Origin of the sequence: Streptomyces sp. NBC_01426, from assembly GCF_036231985.1 — a bacterium.
GTDB lineage: Bacteria > Actinomycetota > Actinomycetes > Streptomycetales > Streptomycetaceae > Streptomyces.
This window is the reverse complement of sequence record NZ_CP109500.1, coordinates 6,849,919-6,873,855: the sequence shown is the minus strand read 5'-3', so window position 1 is coordinate 6,873,855 and position 23,937 is coordinate 6,849,919. Positions and strand designations below refer to the sequence as shown.

Sequence of the window (23,937 nt, the reverse complement as noted above, 5' to 3'; positions counted from 1 at the left end):
CTCGGGCAACGAACCCCCGTGCGGCACGCCCCCGCGCCGTCCCCGGCGGTGCGCCGCCGCTCCCCTTCTCCTGCCACGGCACCGGGCCCTCCCGTACCGTCAGTGGACCGCGCGCCTGCGCACCGTGACGGTTCGTTCCCGCATCGGATCCGAAGAATGGCACCCTGCGGGACGATCATCACATTGCGACCATGGCATCCTGTGACGTCACAACTCGCCGGGCGGGATCGGCGGCGGACGTCCGGGGAATATGGGGAAGGTCCATGAGGCTCTGCTTCCTGGTGGAGGAGCACTACCGCCACGACGGCATGCCGAACGAGGTGATCCGGCAACTGACGGCTTGGGGGCACCACGTGGACGTCCTGCGGCCGGGCGGCTCGCTGCTGCGCATGACGGACCTGGTGGAAGCGGGCGCCCATGACGCCTGGGTGCTCAAGACCGTGTCCGGCGGCCCCGGGCTGACCCTGCTCGAAGCCGCGGCGGCGGCGGGGATGACGACGGTCAACGACGCCCGGTCCATCCGGGGCGTGCGCGACAAGGCGCTCGCCGCGGCCATCGGGCGGGTACGGGGGCTTCCGTTGCCCCCGACGTACGCCGTGGCACGGCCCGAACTGCTGGCGGAGATCCCGACCTCGGAGTACCCCTTGGTCGTCAAACCGGCCGACGGGAGTTCCGGACGGTCGGTGCACCTGCTGTCCGCCCCGGACGGGCTCGCGGCCCTGCTCCCCGAGCTGGCGGGCGAGGGCATGCTCATCGCCCAGCCGTACGTGCCCAATTCGGGCACGGACGTCAAGGTGTACTGCGTCGGCGGGGAGATGTTCGCCACCGAACGCTGCTCGCCCCTCCACCCGGACCGTGCGGTACACGAACGTCAGGTGCCGCTGTCGGCCGAGGTCGCGGCCATCGCGGCGCAGGTCGGCGCGGTCTACGGACTGGATCTGTACGGGCTGGACGTACTGCTGGGTCCCGAGGGGCCGGTGGTGGTCGACGTGAACGACTTCCCCAGTTTCCGTCAGGTCCCGGAGGCGGCGGCCCGGGTGGCGCGGGCGGTGCTCGACCTGGCGCGGGTGGGCGGTGTCCGGGTGGAGGAGCCCGCCGGACCCGGACCCTCCTGGCCGCAGCAGCGACCGTACGCGGCACCGGCGCCGCTGACGGCGACCATCGGGGCACAGGCCTCGGCGCGAGCGGGAGAAGGCGTATGAGGATCGGTCTGATCACACCGGACCCGGGGCACCCGCTGCTGGCGACGGCGGCGGAGCTGCTGGGCGGCGACCACGAGGTACGCGTACTGGACCCGGCGGATCCCGGGGCGGCGGCCTGCGCGGCCGCCGACCGGGCCGACGTGTACCTGTTGAAGGCGCGGACCCCGAGGGCGCTGGAACTGGCGCGCGAGCTGGAGCGGCAGGGCGCCCGGGTGGTGAACTCGGCCGATGCCACGGAACGCTGCCAGGACCGCACGGAGATGGCGGAGCTGGCCCGACGCGCCGGGCTGCCCTTCGCCACCACGCGGACCTTCGGCTCGCTGGGTCAGCTGGCCCTGCACTCCACCGGACCGGGGCTGCCCGGCATGCCCTGGCCGGTGGTGGTCAAGAGCCGGCGAAGCCGCAAGGGCGACCTGGTGGCGCGGGTCGACGACGCGGCGCGGCTGCGGAAGCTGGCCGGCGGCTGGGGCCAGGAGCCGGTCGTGGTCCAGGCGTTCGCCCCCAACAACGGCTGGGACCACAAACTGTGGGCCATCGGCAACCGGGTCTTCACGGCGCTGCGCCGCTCCGAACTCGCGGACGAGGAAAGCGCCGCGGGGCACGCCCCGGACGAACCGCTTCCGGAGTTGGCGGAGCTGACCCTGCGGGTCGGCGAGGTCTTCGGCCTGGACGTGTACGGGGTGGACGTCATCGACACCGGCGAGGGCGCCCCGCTGATCGTGGACGTCAACGCCTTCCCCGGCATCCGCGGCCAGGCGGGGGCTCCCGAGGCACTGGCCGCCCTGGCCGTGCGCAGGGCCCGCGGGAACGGCTGACGCACCGCGCGGGGACTCTCGTACGCGGGAACGGCTGACGCACCGCGCGGGATCCTCGTACGCGGGGCCCGCGGGAACGCCGTGCGCGGGGCCGGACGGGGGACGGCGCCGTGTCCCGTCCGGGCGCGCGCGGGCATCGCCGTGAGGATCGCGGGATGGGCTTCGTCCTGCCGGTCCTCCTCGCGCTCTTCGCGGCGCTCAGCAACGCCCTCGCCACCGTGCTCCAGCGTCGGGCCGCGCTCACCGTTCCGCAGAGTTCCGGATTCCGGCCCGGGCTGGTCCTCGACCTGTTGAAACGACCCCTGTGGCTCGCCGGGATCCTGGCCGTGATCCTGGCCGGGGCGGGGCAGGCCGCCGCGCTGGCGACGGGCCCGCTGGCCCTCGTACAACCGCTCTTCGTGCTGGAACTGCCGCTCGCACTGCTCATTGCCACCCTGCTGACGCGGCGGCGGCTCCCCTCAGCCCTCTGGATCGCCGTGGTGGCGGTGGTCGCCGGGCTGGGGCTGGCCCTCGCCGGCGCCGCACCGGCCGGGAACCGCACCCACGTGGCGCTCGACCGCTGGCTCCCCGTCCTCCTCGCGTGCGCCGTCGCCGTGGCCGCCCTCGCCGCCGCCGGACTGCGCCGGCCGCCGGGACGGGCCCGGGCCGGGTGCCTCGGGGCGGCCACCGCCGTCTGCTACGCGCTCACGGCGGGCCTGATGAAGTCCTCCATGCACATCCTGACCGAGGGCGGCATCGGCGCGTTCCTCACCTCGTGGCAGACGTACGCCTTCGGCGCCACCGGCATCTGCGCCCTCCTGCTCCTCGAACACGCCATGCAGGGCGGCCCCCTGATCGCCTCGCAGCCCGCGCTGACGTTGGGCGACGCCGGCATCAGCGTGGCGCTGGGCGTCCTCGTGTACGAGGAGCACCTGAGGTCCGGCTGGTGGCTGCTCCCCCAACTTGCCGGCATCGCCCTGATCGCGGTCGGCATCCTGGCGCTGGCCCGCTCGCGCGAGGACGAGGAGGGGATCGGGGTCGAGGAGGCGGCCGGCGCCGGCAGTGGGGACGCGAACGGCGACGGGGCGGTCTGAGCCCCGCCGCCACGATCCGGCCGGCCGCCGCTACTTGATGACCTCGACCTTCTTGTCCCCGGCGGCGGCGTGGGCCTGGGAGCTCACGCCGAGCGCGGTGACGACGGACGCGAGCAGGACGGCCACGGCGGCTGCGGCACGCTTGCGGTTCACGGTTCCCCCTGGTGGTTCGGACGCTCCCGCCGGCCTCCCGGCGGTGCCCGCAGCCTCCCACCGGGGTCCGCGCCGGACAAGTACGGCCGGACGGGCACGGAACGGGGCGCCGGGGGCGGGCGCCGACGACGACGTGGGCGGGGCGGGCGCGGGGCGGGCGCGGCCGGTAGCGTGCGGGGCAGTCGATCGAGGGCGGAGGGCGGATTCCATGCGCGCGGTGGTGTTCGAACGGTTCGGTGAGCCGGCCGAGGTACGCGAGGTCCCGGACCCGACGCCGGCGGCGGGCGGCGTCGTGGTCCGTGTGGAAGCCACCGGCCTGTGCCGCAGCGACTGGCACGGCTGGATGGGACACGACCCGGACGTCGTGCTGCCCCACGTGCCCGGGCACGAACTCGCCGGTGTCGTCGAGGCGGTGGGCACCGGCGTCACCCGCCGCGGGGTCGGTGACCGGGTGACCGTGCCGTTCATCTGCGCGTGCGGCAACTGCGCCGACTGCGCGGCCGGCGACCACCAGGTGTGCGCCCGACAGACGCAACCCGGGTTCACGCACTGGGGGTCGTTCGCCGAGTACGTGGCCCTGGACCATGCCGACGTGAACCTGGTGCCGCTGCCGGACGAACTGTCGTACGACACGGCCGCCGGGCTGGGCTGCCGGTTCGCGACGGCGTTCCGGGCGGTGGTCGCGCAGGGCAGGGTGGCGCCGGGCGAGTGGGTCGCCGTACACGGGTGCGGCGGGGTCGGGCTGTCCGCGGTGATGATCGCGGCGGCGGCCGGGGCCCGGGTCATCGCCGTGGACACCGCGCCGGGCGCACTGGAACTGGCGCGACGGTTCGGGGCGGCGCACGGTGTCGACGCCCGTTCACCGGACACGGCGGAGGCCGTCCGGGAACTGACCGGCGGCGGGGCCCACCTCTCGCTCGACGCCCTCGGGTCCCCGGCGACGGCGGCCGCATCGGTCGCCGGGCTGCGCCGGCGCGGACGGCACGTGCAGGTCGGGCTGCTGCCGTCGGCGGCCGGGCGGACGGTCCTGCCGATGGAACGGGTGATCGGCTGGGAGTTGGAGATCCTCGGCAGCCACGGGATGGCCGCCCACGCCTACCCTCCGATGATGGAGCTCGTGCGCTCCGGCGCGCTGCGCCCGGACCTGCTGGTGACGGCGACGATCACGCTGGAGGACGCGCCGGGCGCGCTCGCCGCGATGGGCACGGCGCCGGGGAACGGGATCACCGTCATCCGGCCGGCGGCGGCCTCCGAGCCCCGCGCGCGCTGACCTCGGGGCGGGGGCGAGCGCTGACGGCGGGGGCGGGGGCGGGGGGCCGGGGGGACGGACCGCAGGCGCGCGTGGCGACCGCTGGGTGTGCGCGGGGACCACGGGGTGTGCGCGGCGACCACGGGTGTGCGCGGGACGGGGCGTGGCGCGGCCGGGAACTCTCCGCGCCGGCCGGACGTCTGACCATCTGACGACGGATCATCGGGGGGACGGGACATGACGATCACACTGGCCGAGGAGATCATGCTGCTCTCCCTGGACGACGAGTCCGGGGCGGCGAAGCAGCGAGAGGCCGCCGGGTGGGCGGTCGCGGGCGGGATCCTGCTCGAACTGGTCATGGCAGGGCGGGTGTCGGTGACGGGCAAGCACCTGGAGTTGACCGACACGACCGCCACCGGGCAGCCGCTGCTCGACAGCCGCCTCCAGCTGCTCGAAACGTGGATGCGCGGCAAGAGCAGACGCCGGGTGACGGACTGGCTGACCAAGGACCACGCCAAGGCGGTCGGAGCCACCCTGGAAGGCCTGCGCGATCGCGGTGTGGTCCTGGAGACCCGGCACAAGGTGCTGGGCGTGTTCCCGACCCGTCGCCACCCCGAGGCCGACGGCTCGGTGGAACGGGAACTGCGGGACCGGCTCGACGCGGTCGTCCTGGCCGGCGCGGACCCGGACGCGCGGACGGCGGGGCTGATCGCGCTGATCCATTCCGCGAAGCTGGGGCGCCTGGTCTTCCCCGACGCGCCCCGCAAGGAAACCGCCGCACGCCTGGCGGAGGTGGCCGACGGACAGTGGGCCGCCGAGCAGGTCCGCAGGGCCATCCGCGACATGCAGGCCGCGATGGCCGCGGTCACGGTCGTCACCATCGCGACGGTCACCTGAGGGTCGCCGTCGGGGGTTCCGTCGGGGCGGGTCGGTCCCCGGGGGCTCGCCGGGGCGGGGCCGGGGTTCCGCGGATGCGGGGGCTGGGTTCCGTGCAGGTGGGGTCTGGGTTCCGTGCAGGCGGGGTCTGGGTTCCGTGCAGGCGGGGCCGGGTCTCGTCTCCCGACCCCCCTCTTGCCGATGATGGCAGGTGGGGGTGGGGTGGGCGCGGGTACGGGCGGCCGTCTCGCCTCGACGCCCCCCCGAACGGCGGCGTAGATTCGCGGCAGCTCCGGGACTCCCCCGGGTGTGGTCGAGGTCGGGGATGGGTGCCGCGTGACGCGTGCGGGTGTGGGTGCGGATACGGATGCGGGTGGGTCGGCGACGCGACGGATCGTGCTGGCCACGGACGGCTTCGGCGCCGCCGAGGACGCGGAACTGCCCTTCCTGGTGGCCGCGTTGCGCGAGAGGGGTCTCGACGCCGTCGCGGTCGACTGGGCCGAGGAGGGGTACGACTGGGCCACACCGGACGTCGTCGTCATCCGCTCGACCTGGGACTACTCCGAGCGGCTGCCCGAGTTCCTCGCCTGGGTCGACGGCGTGGACGCGGTGACGGCACTGCACAGCCCGGCCGAGCTGGTGCGCTGGAACAGCGACAAGGTATACCTGGCGGAACTCTCGGCCCGGGGCATCCCTACGGTCCCGACGCGGTTCATCGCGCCCGGCGATCCCGTGACGCTGCCGCCGGACGGCGAGATCGTCGTCAAGCCGTCGGTGTCGGCCGGCTCCCGTGACACGGCCCGGTACACCCCGGCCCAGCGGGAGGCCGCCTCGGCCCACGTCCGGATGTTGCACGGGGCCGGGGCGACGGCGATGGTCCAGCCGTACATGGGGCGGATCGTGGAGGGGGAACGGGCACTGGTGTTCCTGGGCGGCGAGTTCAGTCACGCGGTCCGCAAGGGCCCCGTGCTCACGGACACCGGCCGCATCGACAACACCCGTGTGGCGCACCCCGACCTGACCGGGCACACGCCCTCGGAGGCCGAACTCGCCCTGGCCGGCGCGGCGCTCTCCGTAGTGGCCGCCCGGACGGCCGGCCCGTTGGCCTACGCGCGCGTGGACCTCGCGCCGGCCGACGACGGCACCCCCGTCCTGATGGAACTGGAGTTGATCGAGCCCAACTTGTTCCTGACGATGGCCCCGGGCGGCGTGGAACGGTTCGCGGAGGTCGTCCACGGGCTGTGAGCCTCGGGAGTGAGTGACGAGGCCCCGGGGCGGGGCTCACGGCTCGAAACCTCCGGGCGGGGGGCCGGAGCCTCGGTGACAGAGCCCGGCCACCAGTTCCAGTTCCGCCGCGAGCTCCCCCGGATCGCGGGGGCTGATGTGCGGAGCGGCCAGGGACCGGACGTGGAAACGGTTCTCCGGGGTCAGCTCGTCCGCCTCCTCGATCATGAGGTCCTGAAGCTCCGGCGGGATGGTCCGGTCCTCGGTGAACCGGAGGTAGGTACGCGGGATCCGACCCCACGCCCCGGGCAGGCCCCGGGTGTCGGCGGTGCCGATCTGCGCCGACTCGTCGGGCTCCAGGATGTTGAGCAGGGTGCGGACCTCGTCGTCCGTGCGGTCGGCGGCCATCCCCTCCCGGACGACGCGCGGGAACTCCGGGTCACCGGAGCGCCAGTGGACCCGGTTGACCCGATTGGCCGATTGGCCACGGTGTTCAGCGTGAGTCCGCCCATGCTCTGACCCACGAGCACCACCGCACCGAGCCGGTGGGCCCGCCGCACCACGTCGGCCACGTGGTCGGTGAAGTCGGCCGATGTCACCTTGGCCGTCGTCGAGGGTTCGGTACGGAGCGCCTCGGGGTCCCGCGGTCCGCGTGTGACCGCCGGCGAGGGAGCCCGGACGGGCGAACCGGCGCCGGCGGGACCGGGACCCCGGTGGGGCTTGTGGTCGGCGGAAACGTGTCGCTAGAGTCGTGATGACACGTGTAACTGAACCACTCGCCCCGGTGACCGCCGCGCGCATTGCGGACATGCATCACCACGCCTGGCCTCGCACCGAACCCGCCGGCCCTCCGGGCCGCGCCGCACAGGAAGGGCCGCAATGACGCCATCTCCTCCCGCCGCATCCGCGCCCGTCGCCTTCGACCCGGCCGACACGACCTGGCCCCCTCCGCCCTACCGGTCCCCCGAGCCCCCGGTGACGGACGAGCACGGGATCCGCCACCACGACGGGATCACCTACGCCACCACCCCCGGCTACCGGCCCCGACTGCTCGACGTCCGGGTCCCGGCGGGCGAGGGGCCCTTCCCCGTGGTCGTCTGGATCCACGGCGGCGGATGGTTGGACGGCGACCGGCGCTACCCGCCGCCGACCGTTCCGGCCGCGCTGCTGCACGGTGCGGTCCTGGGGGCCGGACTGGCCCTCGTCTCCATCGACTACCGGCACAGCCTCGAAGCCCCCTTCCCGGCGCAGCTGCACGACGTGAAGGCCGCGATCCGCTACGTCCGCGCGTACGCCGGTGTCCTCGGTCTCGACGCCGACCGGATCGCCGTCTGGGGCGAGTCGGCGGGAGGACACCTGGCCGCGCTCGCGGGCCTGGTCGGCCCCCACAGCGCGGACGGAGCGGCGCTGGAGGGCGCGCACGGCGTGGGCTCCGGGGACACCGGCGTGCGGGCCGTGGTCGACTGGTACGGGGTCTCCGACCTGATCTCCCTCTCCGAGCACCCGATGCCGGCGATGCCGCCCGGTGTCGAGTTCCCCGACCCGTACGAGGCCCTCCTGGGTGCGGGCGTGGCCGCGCGACCGGAACTGGCGAAGGCCGCCAGCCCGGTGACGCACGCGGCGGTGGCCTCGAACCCGCCGCCGTTCCTGCTCGTCCACGGCCGCCTGGACGGACTGGTCCCGTACAGCCAGAGCGAGTTGCTCGCCGCCGCCCTGGAGAGCGCGGGCGGCGAGGTCGTCCTGCGGCCGGTGGAGGGCGCCGACCACATCTTCCTCGGCTCCCCCGACGTCCCGCGGATCGTCGCGGAGAGCGTCGCGTTCCTGTCCCACCACCTCCGCCCCGAGGCCTGACGAGCCCGCCGAGCCCAGGGGCGGGGCCCCGCTTTGGCCTCGGCCCGTCGCGCCGAGCAGCCCGCGAAGCCGCCGGGGCGGGGGCCCGGGCGGCCCAGGGCGGGGGCGGACGGGGCGCGGGTCCCGCCGCCCGCAGGCCCAGGGCGGGGTCCCGAGTGGCTGCGGGCACACCCGCCCACCCGACAACCCGTACGCGGAACCCGTACGCGGAACCCGTACGCGGAACCCGTACGCGGAACCCGTACGCGGAACCCGTACGCGGAACCCGTACGCGGAACCCGTACGCGGAACCCGTACGCGGAACCCGTACGCGGAACCCGTACGCGGAACCCGTACGCGGAACCCGTACGCGGAACCCGTACGCGGAACCCGTACGCGGAACCCGTACGCGCCGAGGCCGCCGGGGGGCGGCCTCGGGCGCGTACGGGGTTCCGTCACGCCTACGGGGATCCGGGGGCGGGCGAGACTGCCCCCGGCCCTCCCCCGGCACAGAGCCGTCGCGCGGCATCATCGTGTTCTTCGTGGCAGCGGGCGCCGCTTCGGCGGCACCGGTGACCGGCACGAGGCAGACCGGGACCACCCACACGCTGACGGCCGAGTGGCCCGCGTACCGTGCACGGGGGACCTCGGGACAAAGCGGCCGAGGTCGCCTCCGAGGCCCTCGACGGACGCACCGCATCCGCCCACCCGCAGCGTCGTGCGGCAGTAACGGAGTCCGTGCTGCCCGGTGGCGCGTACACGCTCTGCGCATCGGGCGCGGCACTCGCCCGGCGCCCGGGACGGGGGGTAAGCCAGACCCACCGCCACCCGGATCGGCTTCCAATTGCCTCTGGTACAGGGCGCATTGACCTCCATTCGGAAGGAACAGCGCGTCGAAGACACCTCCCGCCGGGCGCGCCGACCGAAGTCCTGCCGAACCGGATCAGGCTCACCAGGAGTTCCGGCACGTCGCAGCGCACGGCCGGTACGTCCACCGCAGGCACGTGGAACGGCCGGTACGGCCACGGCCGGTACGTGGAACGCCCGTACGTGGAACGCCCGTACGTCCCCCGCCGGTACGTGGGCCGCCGGTACGCCGACCGGCCGTACGTCGACCACCGGTACGTCGCCCACTCGCACGTCAACCGCCGTCACGCGTAACGGCCGTACGCCGACCGGCGCTCCGTCGCCCCCCGCACCTGGGCAGAGCGCCCGTCAGGAGGTCGCGCGGTGGATCAGGATCGGCTCCACCTCGGGCATCGGCGACGTCGCACCCGTCTCGATCAGTTCGTGGACGGCGTCCGCGATGCGTGCGGCCGGTACGAGGTCCAGGCGGACCGTGGTGAGCGCGGGGCGTTGGAGCGCGGAGAGGACCAGGTCGTCGGAACCCACCATCGCGACGTCGTCCGGCACCACCAGGCCCTCGGCCCGGAACGCGTGCAGGAGCAGTGCGGCGTACTCGTCGTTGTAGGCGAAGACGGCGTCGAGGTCGAGCCTCGCCCAGCGCCGGGCGAGTTCGGAGGCGGACTCGCGGGTGTAGGCCAGTTCCACCGGGGTCACGGTCGCCGCGGACCGGGCGGCGACCGATCGGGCTCCGGCGAGCCGGGGCGCGGCGAGGGCGTCCAGTCCGCGTTCGCGGGGCACGACGACACCGATCCTGCGCCGGCCGCGTGCGATGAGGTGCTCGGTCGCGGTGACGCCGATGCGGGCATGGTCGAAGCCGATGGTGTGGACGCCCGGTACGGGGTGGGAGGCGAACGCGAGCAGCCCCCGGACCCCGGCTCGGCGCAGCAACTCGGCGGCCTGCGGGGTGAACCGGTCGCCGTCGAGGGCGACGACGGCGGCCGGGCGCAGTTCGGCCCAGGCCCGGGCCGCGTCGACGGGATCACCGAAGCGGCCCGCGTGGAGGACGGTGGTGTAGCCGTGGCGGTCGAGCTCGCTGTGCAGTTCGTCGACCCAGTCACTGACGAGGCGGCCGATCGCGGAGATCGACGCCGGCATGAGGACGAGGTTGCTCCGACCGGCCCGCAGGGAGCGGGCGGCGGCGTGGGGCACGTAACCGAGCTGCCGGGCGGCGTCGAGGACCCGGGCGCGGGTGGCGTCACTGACGCGGTGGCCCCGGGTGTCGTTGAGGACGAAGGAGACCGTGGCACGGGACACGCCGGCGAGCCGGGCGACGTCGGCACTGGTGATCGACGCCGGGGCGGGAGTGTCCTTCACCATGACGTGCTCCCTCGACGCTCCCGTGGAGCGAATGATCGAACCCTGCCTGGTATGCCTGCTTGGCCTGGTGAAGGTTACACGCGTCAGGTAGCCGGAGAGCGGGTTCGCCGGCCGGTCGGACGCGACGGTCAAGGGCGCTGACCCATCGGGGTGGTTACACGTGCCCGCCCGCGGGTTTCCGGTTGGGTCACGATCCGCGCGAGGGCGCGTCCGCACCCCTGGCGGGAGCCCTCGATGGGTGCTACACAGTGTCCCAGCACGTCAGCTGACACGTGTAATCAATCTGTCGTTCACCACCGGCGTCGCCTCTCGACGCTCGGCACCCCTCCCCGCCCCTCCGTTCCCCTCTCTTTCCTTTCGCCCTCCCTCGAAGGAGCCTTCCGTGCGACGCCATCACGTCATGCCCTTGGCCGCCCTGCTGCTGTGTGCGCCGACCCTGGCCGGTACGGCGCCTGCGGCCGCCGCACCGCAGGCCCGACCGGCAGCCGCCCCCACGCCCGCCGCCCCGTTGCGGATCCTGCTCACCAATGACGACGGCTACGACGCCCCCGGCATCCGCAAGGCGTTCGAGCGACTGACCGCCGCCGGGCACGACGTGACCATCGTGGCTCCGCTCACCAACCAGAGCGGCACGGGCACCAAGATGGCGAGCGCACCGTCGATCGCGGTGCGTCACCCCGCGCCCAAGGTGTGGGCGGTGGACGGCACTCCCGGTGACTCGGTGGCCTTCGGCCTGTCCGAGGTCTTCGCGGGGCGCGCCCCCGATCTGGTGGTGTCGGGCACCAACTTTGGTCCCAACGTGGCCGGTCTGGCCACCCACTCCGGCACGGTGGGCGGCGCGGTCGCGGCGCTCGAGTCCGGCGTGCCGGCCATCGCCCTGAGCACGGGCGGTGTCACGGCGCCCGATCCGGTGACCACGGTCAACGCGATGGGCCCGACGGTGGACTTCGCGGTCGAGTTGATCGACCGGCTGCGCGCCCGGGCGCCCCGGTCCGGTCCGCTCCTGCCCGCGGGCGTCGGGCTGAACGTCAACCATCCGATCGTCGGCGCCGACGGCAAGGGCACCGCGGCCGGGGTCTCCTCGACCTTCCAGGACCCGCAGACCCTGCTGCGACCCGACTTCACCGACGCCGGCGACGGCACTTGGACGACGAGCGTCAAGGTGGACCTGAGACCCGCCGCCCGGGGCGGCGACGTGGAGGCCGTCAGCGCGGGCAGGATCGCCGTCAGTCCGATGAGCGCCGACTGGAACACCGGGCCCGTGGACTTCGTCCGGACCGCGGCCCTGATCGCCGGACTGCGCCCGTAACCGCTGTTCAGAACGCAGAACGCAGAACGCAGAACTCAGGACGCAGCACGCAGCACGACGGTCGAGCGCCGGCCGCCGGCCGAGCGGGCCGAGCGGGTCGAGCGGGCCGAGCGCCGTTCGGGGCGTGGGACACCGTCCCACGCCCCGCCCCGGTCAGTCCGCCAGGGGGGCCGTGGTGGCCGACGGGTGGCGGCGACGTCGGGACCGGCGTACGGACCGAAGGGTCACGGCCGTACCCGCCACGACCACCAGGGCTCCCGCCACCGTCAGCAGCCAGACGGGCACGCCGCCCGCGGTGAGGAGTTCGTCCCGGTACACGACGTGGCGGAACGGGGTGTCCTTCGCGGTGGCACGCAGTTCGTGGTCCCCGTCGATGCGGCTCGGGTCCGGGAACCTTTGGTCGATCGCGGTCAGGAACACCGGCGCGGCGCTGCCGGTGAACTCGGCCAGGGAACCTTCCGGCGTGACGGTCCCGGCGAAGGTGACCTCCGGGTCGGCCCCGCCGATCGGGGACGCGGGTTCCATGCGGTGGTCGGCGAGTACGTACAGGCCCAGCGCCTGGGCGGACTTGGCGAGTCGGGACAGTCGCATCGGGTAGACGAGTCGGTCGCTGGCGAAACTGATCCGCAGCGGGTCGAGCTCCCCGCCCAGCGTCGCGCCCTGTTCGCGGGGGACGAGGCGGACGGCGACGTACTCCCACTTCTGGTCGACGTACGGCTTCAATTCCGCGGCGAGCCGGTCCGGCAGTTTGAAGTCGTTGCTCTCCAGCCAGTCGCCCAGGGCGTTCGGGTCGGTGGCGGTCAGTCGGGCGACGTCGAAGTCGCCGAGTCGCTCACGGCCGACGACACCGACGGACGGGGCGCCGGCGCCGGGCTGTGCGGCGCCGACTCCGTCGAGGCTGCCCGAGGAGAAGGGCCAGTCGCGGTCGCGTGGCCAGAAGTAGGTGCGGGTCTTGCGCTCGGGGCGGGTCAGCCGGCCGAGTTCGGGGATCAGGTCCGGGTCCCCGAGTTCGACGCCCGCCCGCGAGGGCACGGGCATGATCCAGGCGGCGCGTTTGGCGTCACCGCCGACCGTGAACCGCATCACGATCTGTTCGGTGCGGCCGTCCCAACGCACGACCGAGGTCTCCCGGGCCACCCCGATCCGGGAGAACCCGTCGGGGACCATCGCTCCGCAACCGCAGGCGTAGGCGGGGTTGACGAGGCTCCCGAGTTGCGTCGCGAGCAGGGCGAACAGGACGGCCAGGACTCTTCGTCTCTTCGTTGCGTTCCACACGCGGTCTGGGACGAGCGGTCGCGGGATCCGGTTCCGGACACCGGTCCGCCGCCACCCACCGCCCGGTCGTCGCCCGGTCGCCGACCGTGGGCACCGGACCCCGGGCACCGAACCCCGGGCACCGAACCCCGGGCACCGGAGTGACCGAAAGTGGCCTGTCGACCCCGTTCCGTGGGGCCGGCCGGCCGTCGCGGGGGCCGCCGGGACACGGTAGGTCAACGTTCGTGCCGCCAGCCGGATGGGCCCTGGTCGGGGGTGGTCCGCGGCTCCCATACTGGCCCCATGAAACGGACGGACAATCCCCGGCGCAGCCCCTTGGTGCCGGATGCCGTGGAGACGGAGATCGAACGGCACGACTGGGAGGCCATCGAATGCGGATGCGGGCATTCCGCAGGGCATCTCGTGCCCACGCTCTGGGACGCCGCCGAAGGGCACCCGGCCGCATTCCACGCGCTGGCCGGTCATGCCTTCACCTGGTCGAAGCTCCAGGCGCCGGCCCCGGCGGCCTGCGGGGTACTGATGGCGATCTGGGCGGCCGGGCCGCCCCGCCAGGCGACCCGCGAGGCGCTGTTGCGCACGCTGCTGGCCCTGCTGGGCACGGAGGACGACGGCTCCTCGCACGAGGCCGGGCTGTACGGGCAGTGCGCGGCCTTCGTGCGCCGGTCCCTGCCCGAGCTGCGCCGGGAGGCGGCCGGTGGCCCGGACTCGGTGACGGCCGCGTACGCGGAGGGGGTCATCGAGATCCTGACCCTCTGCGCGTGATGACGGCGGGCCTGCGCGTGATGATGCCGGGCCTGCGCGCGACGACGAGCACGGGTGCGAGCCCTCACCCGCACACCCCTCGACCCATCACGGCCCTCACACCCGACATACCCATCACATCCGTCACACCGCTCTTACCGTGACGCCCTCCCTGGTCAGCGCCTCGATCGCGGCCTCCGGGGCGGAGGCGTCGGTGACCACCGTGTGCAGGCTCGCGGTGGGGGCGACGAAGGCGAGGGCCGTGCGCGTCAGCTTGGCCGCCTCCGCGACCGCGATGACCCGGCGCGACGAGGCGATGGCGGCGCGTTTGACCGCGGCGTCGGCCAGGTCGTAGGCGGTCAGGCCGTCCGTCGGGACCAGACCGCAGCAGCCGATGACGGCGGTGTCGAAGCGCAGTGCGGCCAGTGAGGCCTCGGTGAGGGGCCCGGTCAGGGCCAGCTCGCCCGGGCGCGGCTGTCCGCCGGGCAGCAGGAGCGTCAGGTGGGGTGCCCCGGTGAGCGCGTTGGCCGCGTGCAGGGACAGGGGCATGACGGTGATCCGTCGTTCCTTCAGCGCGCGGGCCACTTCCAGGCAGGTGGTGCCGCTGTCGACGACCACCGATTCCCCGTCCGCGATCAGGGAGGCCACTTCGGCGGCGATCCTCCGTTTGACGTCCTCGCCCTCCTGGGCGCGCAGGGCGAACGGAGGCTCCTCGCCACGCAGCAGCAGGCTGCGGGCGCCACCCCGGAAGCGTTCCAGCACTCCCTGCTCGGCCAGTGCCTCCAGGTCGCGGCGGACGGTCATCTCCGAGGCGCCGGTGAGTTCGGCGAGTTCCGCCACGCTCAGTTGCTCGCGGTCGCGCACGGCCTCGGTGATCCGCTTCAGTCGATCTGTGCTCGATGTACTCGCCATGCCCTCATTGAACATTTCTCTTGTTCGAAACTCAAGCTGGCGAACACAGATTCTGTTCTCTATGGTGCCTTCCATGAGCAGATCGCTGCGCGCCGCGCGCCTCGCCACCTTTGCCTTCTTCGCGCTCAACGGATTCCTCATGGGCATGTGGATCGTGCACATTCCCGCCGTGGAGCACCGCACCGGCATCAGCCACGCCGTCCTGGGCTCGCTGCTCCTGCTGCTGGGCGGAGGGGCGTTCCTGGGCATGCAGATCGCCGGGCCGCTCACGGACCGGCTCGGGAGCCGTCGCACGGTTCCGGCCGGGGCGGTCCTGTGCAGCGCCGCCCTGGTGTTGCCGGCGGTGGCCGGTGACGTCCTGTCCCTGGGCGTGGCCCTGTTCGTGTTGGGCTTCGGCAACGGCTGTCTCGACGTCGCCATGAACACCCATGCCGTACAGGTGGAACGGGCCTACGGCCGGCCGGTGATGTCGGCCTTCCACGCGGTGTTCTCCCTGGGCGGGGTGCTCGCCGCGCTCACCGGGGCGCTGACGCTCGGGCTCGGCTGGAGCACGACCCCGACGCTGACGACGGTCGCCGTGCTCGGGCTCGTCCTCACCGTGCCGGCCTCGACGGCGCTGCTGCCTCCCGCCGAGCACGCGAAGGACCGTGCCGAGGCCGTGTCGGGGGTGAAAGGGCGTACGCCCGCGCGGATCTGGGCCCTGGCCGCTCTCGCCTTCGCGCTGATGCTCTGCGAGGGCGTCGCGAACGACTGGAGCGCGCTGCACCTGCGGGACGTCCTCGACGCGCCCGCCGCGACGGCCGCCCTGGCGTACGGGGCCTACTCCACCGCGATGACCGCCGGACGCCTGGTCACCGACCGGGTGGTGGCCCGGACCGGTCCGGTGTTCGTCGTGCGGTACGGGGCCGTGCTGGCGGCCCTGGGGCTGACGGCGGCCGCGCTCGGCGGCTCCGTCCCGGTCGCGTTGGCCGGCTGGACGGCGTTCGGCCTGGGACTGTCCGGTTGCGTCCCGCAGTTCTTCAGCGCCGCCGGGCACGAGGACCGGGGCGGCTCCGGGACCAACGTGTCCCGGGTCGCCGGCCTGGGGTACCTCGGCATGCTGGCCGGGCCGGCCGTGATCGGCCCGCTCACCCACCTGGTGCCGCTCAATCTGGCGCTGCTGCTGCCCGTCGCGCTCTGCCTCGTCGCGGCGGGCGCGGCCGGGGTGCTGCGGACCCGGACGCCGGCGTCCGAGGGATCGCGCCCGCGGCCGGCGTCGGAGCCGGCCGCGTGAGAACCCTCCGCGCCGTGTGATGTCCGGCCCGGCCCCTGCGGTATCTGGTCAGGCCGGGAGGCGCGCGGCCAGGCAGGCGCGCAGGACGTCCGGGGTGACCTCCTCCAGCGTCCGGGCGAAGCGGCGCGCCGCCGAGGCGGGCACCGGCAGCAGGGAGGGCACCACCAGGACCGCGCAGCCGGCGGCTTCCGCCGAGGCCGCGCCGTCCGGGGAGTCCTCCACCGCCACGCACGCCTGCGGTACGAGGCCCAGCCGTTCGGCGGCGGCCCGGTAGGGGTCCGGGTGGGGCTTCGTCCGCGCGGTGTCGTCGGCGGACAGCGTGAGGGCGAAGGGGACGTGGGCGAGGGCGCCGCCGAGCACCGAGTCGACCACCACCCGCGGTGAGGCACTGACCAGGGCGAAGGGCACTCCTTCGGTGGTGAGGGCGGTCAGCAGTCGTTGGGCGCCGGGCCGCATCGGCGCCCCGGCGCGCACCCGTCGGAGGAAGTCCTCGGTGAGCGCGGCGCCCACCCGGGCGGGGTCTCCCCCGCCCGTGACCCGTACGAGGTGGGCGGCGGTGTCCTCCACCGCCCGGCCGACGACCTCGGGCGCGTCCGCGTCGGTCAGGGTGTGGCCCATCGCCGCGGCGGTCTCCTCGGTGGTCCGCCACCACAGCACCTCGGTGTCGACGAGGGTGCCGTCCATGTCGAACAGGACCGCCGCGAGCGCGCTCACGAGGCCCTCGCCACGACGAGGACGGGCCGTTCGGTCAGGCCGACGGTCGCCCGTGCGCCGGGCGGCAGTTCCCCGGCGTCCCGCGACGGCAGGTCGGCCTTGACGCTCGCCCCGCCGGGCAGTTCGAGGTGCAGTCGGGTGACGGATCCGAAGAAGGAGGCGGAGACGACGGTGGCCGTGCCCGCGGTGTCGGCGGTCGCGGTGACGTTCTCCGGGCGGACCAGCACCTCCACGTCCCTGCCGGTCGGGACGGGGCCGTCCACGGGCAGCCGCGAGCCCGCCACGTCCACCAGCCCGGAGTCGGTGAGCCGGCCCGGGAGCCGGTTCATGGTGCCGACGAACTCGGCGACGAAGGGCGTCGCCGGCCGCTCGTACAGCTCGGCGGGGGCGGCGCACTGCTCCAGCCGCCCGGCGTTCAGCACGGCGACGCGGTCGGCCATCGACAGGGCCTCCTCCTGGTCGTGCGTGACGAACACGGTGGTGATGCCGAGGGACAGTTGGAGTCGGCGGATCTCGTCGCGCAGGTTCGAGCGCACCTTGGCGTCGAGTGCGGAGAGCGGTTCGTCGAGGAGCAGGACGCGCGGGCGCAGGGCGAGGGCGCGGGCCAGTGCGACGCGTTGCTGCTGGCCGCCGGACATCTGGTGCGGGTAGCGGTCGCCGTGGTCGGGCAGGCCGACGAGGTCGAGGAGTTCGGCGGCCCGTTCGCGGCGCCGTGCCGCGTCCACCTTGCGCACGCGCAGGCCGAAGGCCACGTTGTCGCGGGCGTTGAGGTTCGGGAAGAGGCTGTACGACTGGAAGACCATCCCGGCGTCGCGGCGGTTGGCCGGGACGCGGGTGATGTCCTGTCCGTCGACGAGGACCTCGCCGGCGTCGGGCTGTTCGAAGCCGGCGACGACGCGCAGCGCGGTGGTCTTTCCGCAGCCCGACGGTCCGAGCAGCGCGACGAGTTCGCCCGGTTCGATGGTGAGGTCGAGACCGTCCAGGGCCACGGTGGAGCCGAACGTCCGGCGCAGGCCGCGGAATTCGACGCGCGCCCCCGCGGGGGTGTCGGGATCCGCCGGCTTCCGGGTCGCGGGAAGGGTGGTGGACATGGGGGTCAGGACTCCTTGCGGGAGGTGGGGGCGACGCCGGTCGCGGCGGTCGGGGTGGTCCCGGCCCGCGAGAGGACGAGCAGCAGCAGCCAGGTGATCAGGAGGCTCAGGATGGAGACGGCCACCGACATCCGGGCCTGGGCGCCGGAGATGGAGACGATCCACACCGCGAAGGGACGGAATCCCAGGAGCGAGGCGATGGTGAACTCGCCGAGGACCAGGGCCAGAGTGAGGAAGGCGGCTCCGGCGAGCGAGGCCCGCAGGTTGGGCAGCAGGACGCGCAGGACGACGTACGGCCAGCTCGCGCCGCAGCTGCGGGCGGCCTCGACCAGGGTGGGCACGTCCACGGCGCGCAGGCCGGCGTCGAGGGAGCGGTAGACGAACGGCAGCGCCAGCACGGTGTAGGCGAGGACCAGGACGACGGGGAACCGCTCGTCCTGGACCGCGAGGAAGGTCTGGTAGAGCGGGGTCCGCGAGAGGTGTTCGGGTCCCCAGCGCAGCACGGTGGTGATGCCGGTGACCAGCGCGATGGGCGGCACCACCAGGGGCAGCATGCACATGACCTCGACGACGGGGCGCAGCCTGGGCGAGCCGATGCGCACGCCGATCAGCGCGGGCACCGCGAGGAGCAGTGACAGCGCGATGGTGGCGGCGGCGAGACCCAGGGAGAGCAGCAGGCTCTCGGTGAAGCCGTCGGCGGCGAGGAGCTCGGTGTAGGCGGCGAAGGTGATGCCCTGGCCCGGCACGTGCACGGTGAACACGAAGGAGGCGACGAGCGGTACGAGGAAGTAGGCGCCCGCCAGGAGGAGTACGGCGCCGCGCCACACCCGGGGACGTGGCCGGGACGGGCGCGGGCTCCGGGCCGGCGCGCCGGCCGGCTTCCCCGCGGCGGCGGCCTCCAGGGCCTCGACGGTGTTCCGGGTGGGCGTCGGGGTCATCGCAGCCATCGGGCGCTCCGTCGCTGGAGGGGCAGGTAGACCGCCATGACCAGGCCGGCGATCAGGATCATGTCGAGGCCGAGGGCGAGTGCCACGTTCTCCTGGCCGGTGAGGACGTTCCCGGCCAGCGCGTCCGCGATCTTCAGCGTGACCAGGGGCACGGAGCCTCCGACAAGTGCGGCGGCCGTGGCGTGCGCGGCGAAGGCGGTGCCGAAGAGCAGCACGAACCCGCCGAGCAGCGAGGGCGCGAGGACCGGCAGTCCGACGTGGCGCCAGAACTGTCGGCCGGTGGCCCCGCTGTTCTCGGCGGCCTCGCGCCATTGCGGGCGCAGTCCGTCGAGTGCGGGCGCGATGACCAGGACCATCAGCGGGGTGAGGAAGTACAGGTACACCACGGACAGGCCGGTGAAGGAGTACAGGTTCCAGCCGAGGCCGCCGAGGTCGGCGAGTTGGGTGACGACTCCGGAGATGCCGGCGGTGGCGATGAACGCGAACGCCAGTGGGACGCCGCCGAAGTTGGCCAGCACGCCCGACGCGGTGAGGGTGGCGCTGCGCAGGGCGGTCGACCGGGAGGTGACCACGGCCTGGGCGATCAGTACGCCGAGCACGCCGCCGAGCAGCGCGGTCAGGGCGGAGAGCCGGACACTGCCGACGAGCGAGTCGAGGTAGGGGCCCTGGAGCGAGCGCGCGAGGTGCTCGCCGGTCAGGGCGGTGGTGCCGCGGGCCGGGTCGGTGGTGGTGACGGCTCCGAAGGCGATGGCGCCGAGCGGGATGCCGAAGCACAGCCCGGTGAAGACGAGCAGGGGCAGGGTGGCGAGCCAGGTGCGCGGGCCGCGCCGCCGGCGGCGGGTGCCGCCGGCGGTCCCCTGGTGGGGGGTGGTGGAGGTGGCTGACATCAGGAGAGGGCCTTGTCCCACTTCTCGGCGAGGGTGGCCTTGGCCTTGTCGAGCTCGGCGGAGGCCGGGAAGGACGGGGTGCCCTGGACCTTGGGCAGCTTCTCGACGGCGGCTTTGTCGGCGCTGCCGTCCTGCGTCATGACGGGCAGCAGGACGGGCCGGGCGTAGCCCTTGAGCCAGAGGTTCTGGCCCTCGGCGCTGTACAGGAACTCCATCCACAGGCGGGCGGCCGCCGGGTTGGGGGCGTCCTTGTTGATGGCCTGCGAGTAGTACTGGGCGTAGACGCCGTCGGTGGGGACGGCGACCTTCCAGTCGACGCCCTTGCCCTTGAACTGGTCGGCGTAGCCGGCGTTCAGGTAGTCCCAGTCGATGGAGATGGGCGTCTCGCCCTTCTCGACGGTGGCCGGGGTGGACTCGACGGGGATGAAGTTTCCGTTCTTCTTCAGCTGCCCGAAGAAGTCGATGCCGGGCTGGATGTCCCCGAAGGAGCCCTTGTTGGCGAGGGCCGCCGCGTAGACGCCGCCGAAGGCGGAACCGGACTTGGTCGGGTTGCCGTTGAGGGCGACCTTGCCCTTGTACTCGGGCTTCAGGAGGTCCGCGAAGGTCTTCGGGCAGTTCGGGACGCGGGCGGCGTCGCAGCCGATGGAGATGTAGCCGCCGTAGTCGTTGTACCAGCGGCCGTCGGCGTCCTTCTGACCGGCGGGGATCTTGTCCCAGGCGGTGACCTTGTACGGGGCGAAGAGGTTCTCGCCGGCTCCGCTGCGCGCGAAGGCGATGCCGAGGTCGAGGACGTCGGGGGCGCGCTTTTGGCCCTTGCGGGACTTGACGGCGGCGATCTCGTCGGCGCTGGCGGCGTCCGGGTTCTCGCTGTTGATCTGGATCTTGGGGTACTTCGCCTGGAAGGCCTTGAGGATCTCGCCGTAGTTCGCCCAGTCGGCGGGGAGCGCGATCACATTGAGCCGGCCCTCCTTCTCGGCCGCGGCGACGAGGCCCTTCAGGTCGCCGAAGTCGGTCAGGGAGGCCGCGGCACCCGGCTGTACGCCCTTCTTGGCGTCACCGGTCGAACCGGCGTTCTGCTGGTCGGGGGCGGCACCACACGCGCTGAGCGTGGTGAGGACGGCGACGCCGAGCAGTACGGCCGCACCACGACGGGCGGAGGAACTGAGCACGGTCTCTCCCGGAGACGAAGGGGGGTTTCTTGTCCGACCACTTGTCCGACCACTTGTCTGAACAAGTTGGCTCCAGTTCGCCCGGGCCCGCTGTACGGACGGTGAACGGCGGCTGGACCGCGGAGCACGGCTTGTGGAAGAGCGGAGATTGACCGAAAGAAGCCGTGACAGGGGCGGTTCGATGATCATGAGTAACGGGCAAGAGGTCGGTCGGTTCGACGAGGGGCGCACGGCATGGGCACGGTCAGGTATCTGGAGATCGCCGAGGCGCTGCGGCAGGCGATCCTGTCCGGCGAGTACCGGGTGGGTGCGCGGCTCCCCTCGGAGAGCGACCTGGCCGCCCGGTGGTCGGCCTCGCGCGGCACGGTCCGCCAGGCGGTGGCCACCCTGGCGGCCGAGGGGCTCGTCGGCTCCCGGCAGGGCGCGCGCAGGATCGTCCTGCGTCACGAGCGCAAGCACAGTTTCGGCGAGCTGAACAGCTTCGCCCAGTGGGCCGAGGGCGTGGGCCACGAGGCCGCCGGCCGGTTCCTCTCGCGGACCCGACGCCCCGCCCACGCCGAGGAGGCGCGGCGGCTCGCAGTGCCGCCGGGTGCCGAGATCCTGGCCGTGCTGCGGCTGCGCCTGCTGGACGGTGAGCCGACCATGGTGGAGCGCACCGCGTACGCGGACTGGGTCGCGGCGGCCGTCGAGGCGCTGCCCGAGGACTGCCGTTCCGTGATGGACAGTCTGGCGCGCGACTCGGGGATCGTCGCCCAGTACGGCGAGCACCTGATCGACGCGCTGCCGGCGGGGAGCGAGGACGCCCGGCTGCTGGGGATCAGGCGCGGCGGGGCGCTGCTCCGCCAACGGCATGTCTCCGCGACCCGTACCGGCCGCCCGATCGAGTGGTCCGACGACCGCTACCGGGCGGGCAGCGTCACGTTCAGCGTGAGCAACTCGGCGGTGGCGACACCCCTGGAGAGGCACCCGGGCGATCGTCAGGCATGAGCGCGGGAGGGCGGGCGCGCGGCTTCCGTGATCGCAGCCGGCAGCCAGTCCGCGGTCCGGGTGAAGCGGTAACCGAGTCCGCTGGCGCGGGAGTTGTCGAGTGCGTAGTCCCGGTCGAAGGAGAACGGTGACGCGGGAGCGCCCGCCCCGACGGTCCGGTAGCGGGGCCGCCGTCCCAGTCGTGCGCCGATCAGCTCGCAGAGTTCGGTGACGGTCAGGGCGCCGTCGGAGGCCGCGTCGACGGGGCCGGTGAAGCTCCCTTCTGCCGTCCAGCGCAGGAAGTCCGCGATCTCGTGGTGGTGGATGAAGGACGTGGGGCGCGGGGCCTCGTGGACGTCCACCGGGGCGCCGGCGCCGATCCGCTCGACGTAGTGCGCGAGCCTCCCCGTGAACTCGGCGGGCCCGCCGCCGAGGACATGGGCGCTGCGTACGGCGACGAACGGGAACTCCGCGTCGGTCAGTTCCGCCTCGGCCTCTCGCTTGCCCCGCGCGTAGGCGGCCGCTTCGGGGGTGGGGGGCGCCGGGTCGTACACCTCCATGGTGGAGGTCATCACATAACGCCCCGCGGAGCCCGCGAAGACGCGGCGGGCGAGGGCGGCCTGCCGCGGCGTGTAGCAGACCTGGTCGACGACGGCGTCGAAGCTCCGCCGCCCCAGGGCCGTGCGCAACCGCGCCTCGTCGTCGCGGTCGGCGACGAGGTGGCCGACACCGGGCGGCGGGGCGACGGAACCCCGGTTGAGGACGGTGACCCGGTCGCCGGCGTCACGGAGTGAGGTGACCAGATGCCTGCCGAAGTACCGGCTCCCGCCGATGACCAAGAAATTTCGCATGGGTTCGACTCTGCCGCTGTAGCGTCCCCTGCGGTACTGATGTCTTGCTGAACCTGTCGTAAGGAAAACTGTTGATCGATGTGCAACGGCTGCGCGTCCTGCGCGCCGTGGCCGAACACGGCAGCTTCAACAAGGCGGCCGGCGCCCTGCTCCTGACCCCCTCCGCCGTCTCCCAACACATCGCGACGCTGGAACGCGGGCTCGGTCACCCGGTGGTCGTGCGCGGCAGCCGCGGGATCACCCTCACCGAGCCGGGCCGGCTGCTGACGGAGGCCGCGGAGTCGATCTTCGCCGAACTGGACCGGGTGCGGAACGCGATCGAGCGCCTGAGCGCGCCCCGCCCCCGCCTGACCGTCGCCACGTTCACCAGCGGGGGCCGGCATCTGCTGCCGGCGGCGTTGCCCCGGTTCGTGGCGGCGCACCCCGAGGTCGAACTGACGGTGCGGGAAGCCGAACCGGAGGCCGCGCTGCCGATGGTGCGCGACGGTGCGGCCGACCTCGCGCTCGGCTACCACTTCGACGAACCCCTGCCCGTACTGCCCGGGGTGGACTGGTCACCGTTGATGGACGACCCCCTGTGGGTGGTGCTCCCGCCCGACCACCCGCACGCGGGGCGCGACTCGATCGCCCTGGCCGAACTGACCGACGCCCGCTGGGTGCTCGGCTGCCTCCGCACCGAGGCCTACCTGCGGCGGTACGCGCAGCGGTCCGGCTTCGAGATCCGGATCTCGGCCTCCACCACCGACTACTTCTTCGCCCAGTCCCTGGTGGCGGCGGGCGTCGGCGTCTCGCTCGTTCCCCAGGTCGCCCTGCTCTCCCCGCTCGACGCGCCCCGGCCGGGCCCCGCGGCCCCGTCCGGGGCGCCCGTCGCCGTACGCGTCGAACCGCCCCGCCCCGTACGACACCTCGGGCTGGCCACCGCGCGCCGGCGGGACGCACGGCCGTACCTCGACACCCTGACCGCCGCCCTGCGGGACGCGGCGAAGGAGCCCCACACCCGGGCCTCACCGAAGAGCTGTTGCGCGCCATGGTCGCCACGCACGGCGTAGGGATGCACACGCGGGTCGCCGCCAACCCGGGTGCGTCCGGGGCCCTGCTGGAGGAACTGGCCCACCACCAGCCGCCGGTACGACGAGCCCTGCGCGAGATCGCCGGGC

General features: G+C 73.6%; 24 protein-coding genes. 13 read left to right on the top strand and 11 right to left on the bottom strand.

The genetic code is table 11. From position 1 onward, the window contains the following. Nucleotides 1–263: 263 nt before the first annotated feature. The 3 genes from OG906_RS30690 (at nt 264) to OG906_RS30680 (ending at nt 3,090) form a co-directional block, all read left to right on the top strand. Complete coding sequence (locus OG906_RS30690) at nt 264–1,202, top strand: ATP-grasp domain-containing protein (RefSeq protein ID WP_267798219.1); 939 nt, start codon at nt 264–266, stop codon at nt 1,200–1,202. After that, nucleotides 1,199–2,017: an ATP-grasp domain-containing protein gene (locus OG906_RS30685; RefSeq protein ID WP_267798218.1), complete on the top strand. Its 819-nt coding sequence runs from the start codon at nt 1,199–1,201 to the stop codon at nt 2,015–2,017. Before OG906_RS30690 ends, OG906_RS30685 begins: the two co-directional genes overlap by 4 nt. 155 nt (nt 2,018–2,172) lie before the next feature. Continuing rightward, nucleotides 2,173–3,090 carry a DMT family transporter gene (locus OG906_RS30680; protein ID WP_329447328.1) on the top strand — a complete coding sequence of 306 codons (918 nt, stop codon included), beginning with the start codon at nt 2,173–2,175 and terminating at the stop codon, nt 3,088–3,090. Between the two features lie 30 nt (nt 3,091–3,120). Here OG906_RS30680 and OG906_RS30675 read toward each other — a convergent pair whose 3' ends face one another. Beyond that, nucleotides 3,121–3,243 (bottom strand): hypothetical protein, encoded by a 123-nt coding sequence (locus OG906_RS30675; protein ID WP_329447327.1) that lies wholly within the window; start codon nt 3,241–3,243, stop codon nt 3,121–3,123. 208 nt (nt 3,244–3,451) lie between these two features. On the opposite strand from OG906_RS30675, the gene OG906_RS30670 reads away from it, so the two are divergent. The 3 genes from OG906_RS30670 to OG906_RS30660 all read left to right on the top strand — a co-directional run bounded on the left by OG906_RS30670 (nt 3,452) and on the right by OG906_RS30660 (nt 6,613). Continuing rightward, nucleotides 3,452–4,513, top strand: coding sequence for a zinc-dependent alcohol dehydrogenase family protein (locus OG906_RS30670; protein WP_329447326.1), 1,062 nt, complete (start codon nt 3,452–3,454; stop codon nt 4,511–4,513). Between the two features lie 216 nt (nt 4,514–4,729). Further along, complete coding sequence (locus OG906_RS30665) at nt 4,730–5,389, top strand: GOLPH3/VPS74 family protein (protein ID WP_329447325.1); 660 nt, start codon at nt 4,730–4,732, stop codon at nt 5,387–5,389. A gap of 375 nt (nt 5,390–5,764) precedes the next feature. Then, nucleotides 5,765–6,613, top strand: a complete 849-nt coding sequence (locus OG906_RS30660; RefSeq protein WP_329447324.1) for an ATP-grasp domain-containing protein — start codon at nt 5,765–5,767, stop codon at nt 6,611–6,613. A 36-nt stretch (nt 6,614–6,649) separates the two neighbouring features. On the opposite strand, the gene OG906_RS30655 is transcribed toward OG906_RS30660, so the two are convergent. After that, nucleotides 6,650–7,000, bottom strand: coding sequence for a hypothetical protein (locus OG906_RS30655; protein WP_329447323.1), 351 nt, complete (start codon nt 6,998–7,000; stop codon nt 6,650–6,652). A 471-nt stretch (nt 7,001–7,471) separates the two neighbouring features. Between OG906_RS30655 and OG906_RS30650 the strand changes: the two genes are divergently transcribed. Both OG906_RS30650 and OG906_RS30645 read left to right on the top strand, forming a co-directional pair. Next, nucleotides 7,472–8,443 carry an alpha/beta hydrolase gene (locus tag OG906_RS30650; protein ID WP_329447322.1) on the top strand — a complete coding sequence of 324 codons (972 nt, stop codon included), beginning with the start codon at nt 7,472–7,474 and terminating at the stop codon, nt 8,441–8,443. Between the two features lie 1,014 nt (nt 8,444–9,457). Then, nucleotides 9,458–9,583 (top strand): hypothetical protein, encoded by a 126-nt coding sequence (locus tag OG906_RS30645; RefSeq protein ID WP_329447321.1) that lies wholly within the window; start codon nt 9,458–9,460, stop codon nt 9,581–9,583. A 54-nt stretch (nt 9,584–9,637) separates the two neighbouring features. Here OG906_RS30645 and OG906_RS30640 read toward each other — a convergent pair whose 3' ends face one another. Continuing rightward, on the bottom strand, nt 9,638–10,645 hold the full coding sequence (locus OG906_RS30640) for a LacI family DNA-binding transcriptional regulator (RefSeq protein WP_329447320.1): 1,008 nt from the start codon (nt 10,643–10,645) through the stop codon (nt 9,638–9,640). A 382-nt stretch (nt 10,646–11,027) separates the two neighbouring features. On the opposite strand from OG906_RS30640, the gene surE reads away from it, so the two are divergent. Continuing rightward, a complete protein-coding gene (gene surE, locus OG906_RS30635) occupies nt 11,028–11,954 on the top strand; it encodes a 5'/3'-nucleotidase SurE (RefSeq protein WP_329447319.1) in 927 nt (308 codons plus the stop codon). 153 nt (nt 11,955–12,107) lie between these two features. Here surE and OG906_RS30630 read toward each other — a convergent pair whose 3' ends face one another. After that, on the bottom strand, nt 12,108–13,229 hold the full coding sequence (locus tag OG906_RS30630; protein ID WP_329447318.1) for a DUF2330 domain-containing protein: 1,122 nt from the start codon (nt 13,227–13,229) through the stop codon (nt 12,108–12,110). A 282-nt stretch (nt 13,230–13,511) separates the two neighbouring features. On the opposite strand from OG906_RS30630, the gene OG906_RS30625 reads away from it, so the two are divergent. Next, nucleotides 13,512–13,991, top strand: a complete 480-nt coding sequence (locus OG906_RS30625; protein ID WP_267798205.1) for a hypothetical protein — start codon at nt 13,512–13,514, stop codon at nt 13,989–13,991. 123 nt (nt 13,992–14,114) lie between these two features. On the opposite strand, the gene OG906_RS30620 is transcribed toward OG906_RS30625, so the two are convergent. Continuing rightward, the gene (locus tag OG906_RS30620; RefSeq protein ID WP_329447317.1) at nt 14,115–14,882 is read right to left on the bottom strand and encodes a DeoR/GlpR family DNA-binding transcription regulator; all 768 of its coding nucleotides are present in this window, start codon (nt 14,880–14,882) and stop codon (nt 14,115–14,117) included. A 73-nt stretch (nt 14,883–14,955) separates the two neighbouring features. Between OG906_RS30620 and OG906_RS30615 the strand changes: the two genes are divergently transcribed. Next, nucleotides 14,956–16,155, top strand: coding sequence for an MFS transporter (locus tag OG906_RS30615; RefSeq protein ID WP_329447316.1), 1,200 nt, complete (start codon nt 14,956–14,958; stop codon nt 16,153–16,155). A gap of 48 nt (nt 16,156–16,203) precedes the next feature. On the opposite strand, the gene OG906_RS30610 is transcribed toward OG906_RS30615, so the two are convergent. Genes OG906_RS30610 through OG906_RS30590 form a run of 5 tightly spaced genes read right to left on the bottom strand, consistent with a single transcriptional unit; the run spans nt 16,204 to nt 20,963 of the window. Further along, nucleotides 16,204–16,869 (bottom strand): HAD family hydrolase, encoded by a 666-nt coding sequence (locus OG906_RS30610; RefSeq protein ID WP_329447315.1) that lies wholly within the window; start codon nt 16,867–16,869, stop codon nt 16,204–16,206. Continuing rightward, nucleotides 16,866–17,960, bottom strand: a complete 1,095-nt coding sequence (locus OG906_RS30605; protein WP_329447314.1) for an ABC transporter ATP-binding protein — start codon at nt 17,958–17,960, stop codon at nt 16,866–16,868. The genes OG906_RS30610 and OG906_RS30605 overlap by 4 nt, the downstream gene beginning before the upstream one ends. 5 nt (nt 17,961–17,965) lie before the next feature. Beyond that, complete coding sequence (locus OG906_RS30600) at nt 17,966–18,907, bottom strand: ABC transporter permease (protein WP_329447313.1); 942 nt, start codon at nt 18,905–18,907, stop codon at nt 17,966–17,968. After that, nucleotides 18,895–19,794 (bottom strand): ABC transporter permease, encoded by a 900-nt coding sequence (locus tag OG906_RS30595; RefSeq protein ID WP_267826907.1) that lies wholly within the window; start codon nt 19,792–19,794, stop codon nt 18,895–18,897. Before OG906_RS30595 ends, OG906_RS30600 begins: the two co-directional genes overlap by 13 nt. Further along, complete coding sequence (locus OG906_RS30590) at nt 19,794–20,963, bottom strand: ABC transporter substrate-binding protein (protein WP_443067423.1); 1,170 nt, start codon at nt 20,961–20,963, stop codon at nt 19,794–19,796. Before OG906_RS30590 ends, OG906_RS30595 begins: the two co-directional genes overlap by 1 nt. A 234-nt stretch (nt 20,964–21,197) precedes the next feature. Between OG906_RS30590 and OG906_RS30585 the strand changes: the two genes are divergently transcribed. Further along, complete coding sequence (locus OG906_RS30585) at nt 21,198–21,950, top strand: GntR family transcriptional regulator (protein WP_329447312.1); 753 nt, start codon at nt 21,198–21,200, stop codon at nt 21,948–21,950. Here OG906_RS30585 and OG906_RS30580 read toward each other — a convergent pair. After that, nucleotides 21,941–22,780, bottom strand: a complete 840-nt coding sequence (locus OG906_RS30580; protein WP_329447311.1) for an NAD-dependent epimerase/dehydratase family protein — start codon at nt 22,778–22,780, stop codon at nt 21,941–21,943. The two genes, OG906_RS30585 and OG906_RS30580, sit on opposite strands and share 10 nt — an antisense overlap. Before the next feature lie 71 nt (nt 22,781–22,851). Between OG906_RS30580 and OG906_RS30575 the strand changes: the two genes are divergently transcribed. After that, the gene (locus OG906_RS30575; protein WP_329447310.1) at nt 22,852–23,829 is read left to right on the top strand and encodes a LysR family transcriptional regulator; all 978 of its coding nucleotides are present in this window, start codon (nt 22,852–22,854) and stop codon (nt 23,827–23,829) included. Nucleotides 23,830–23,937: the final 108 nt, after the last annotated feature.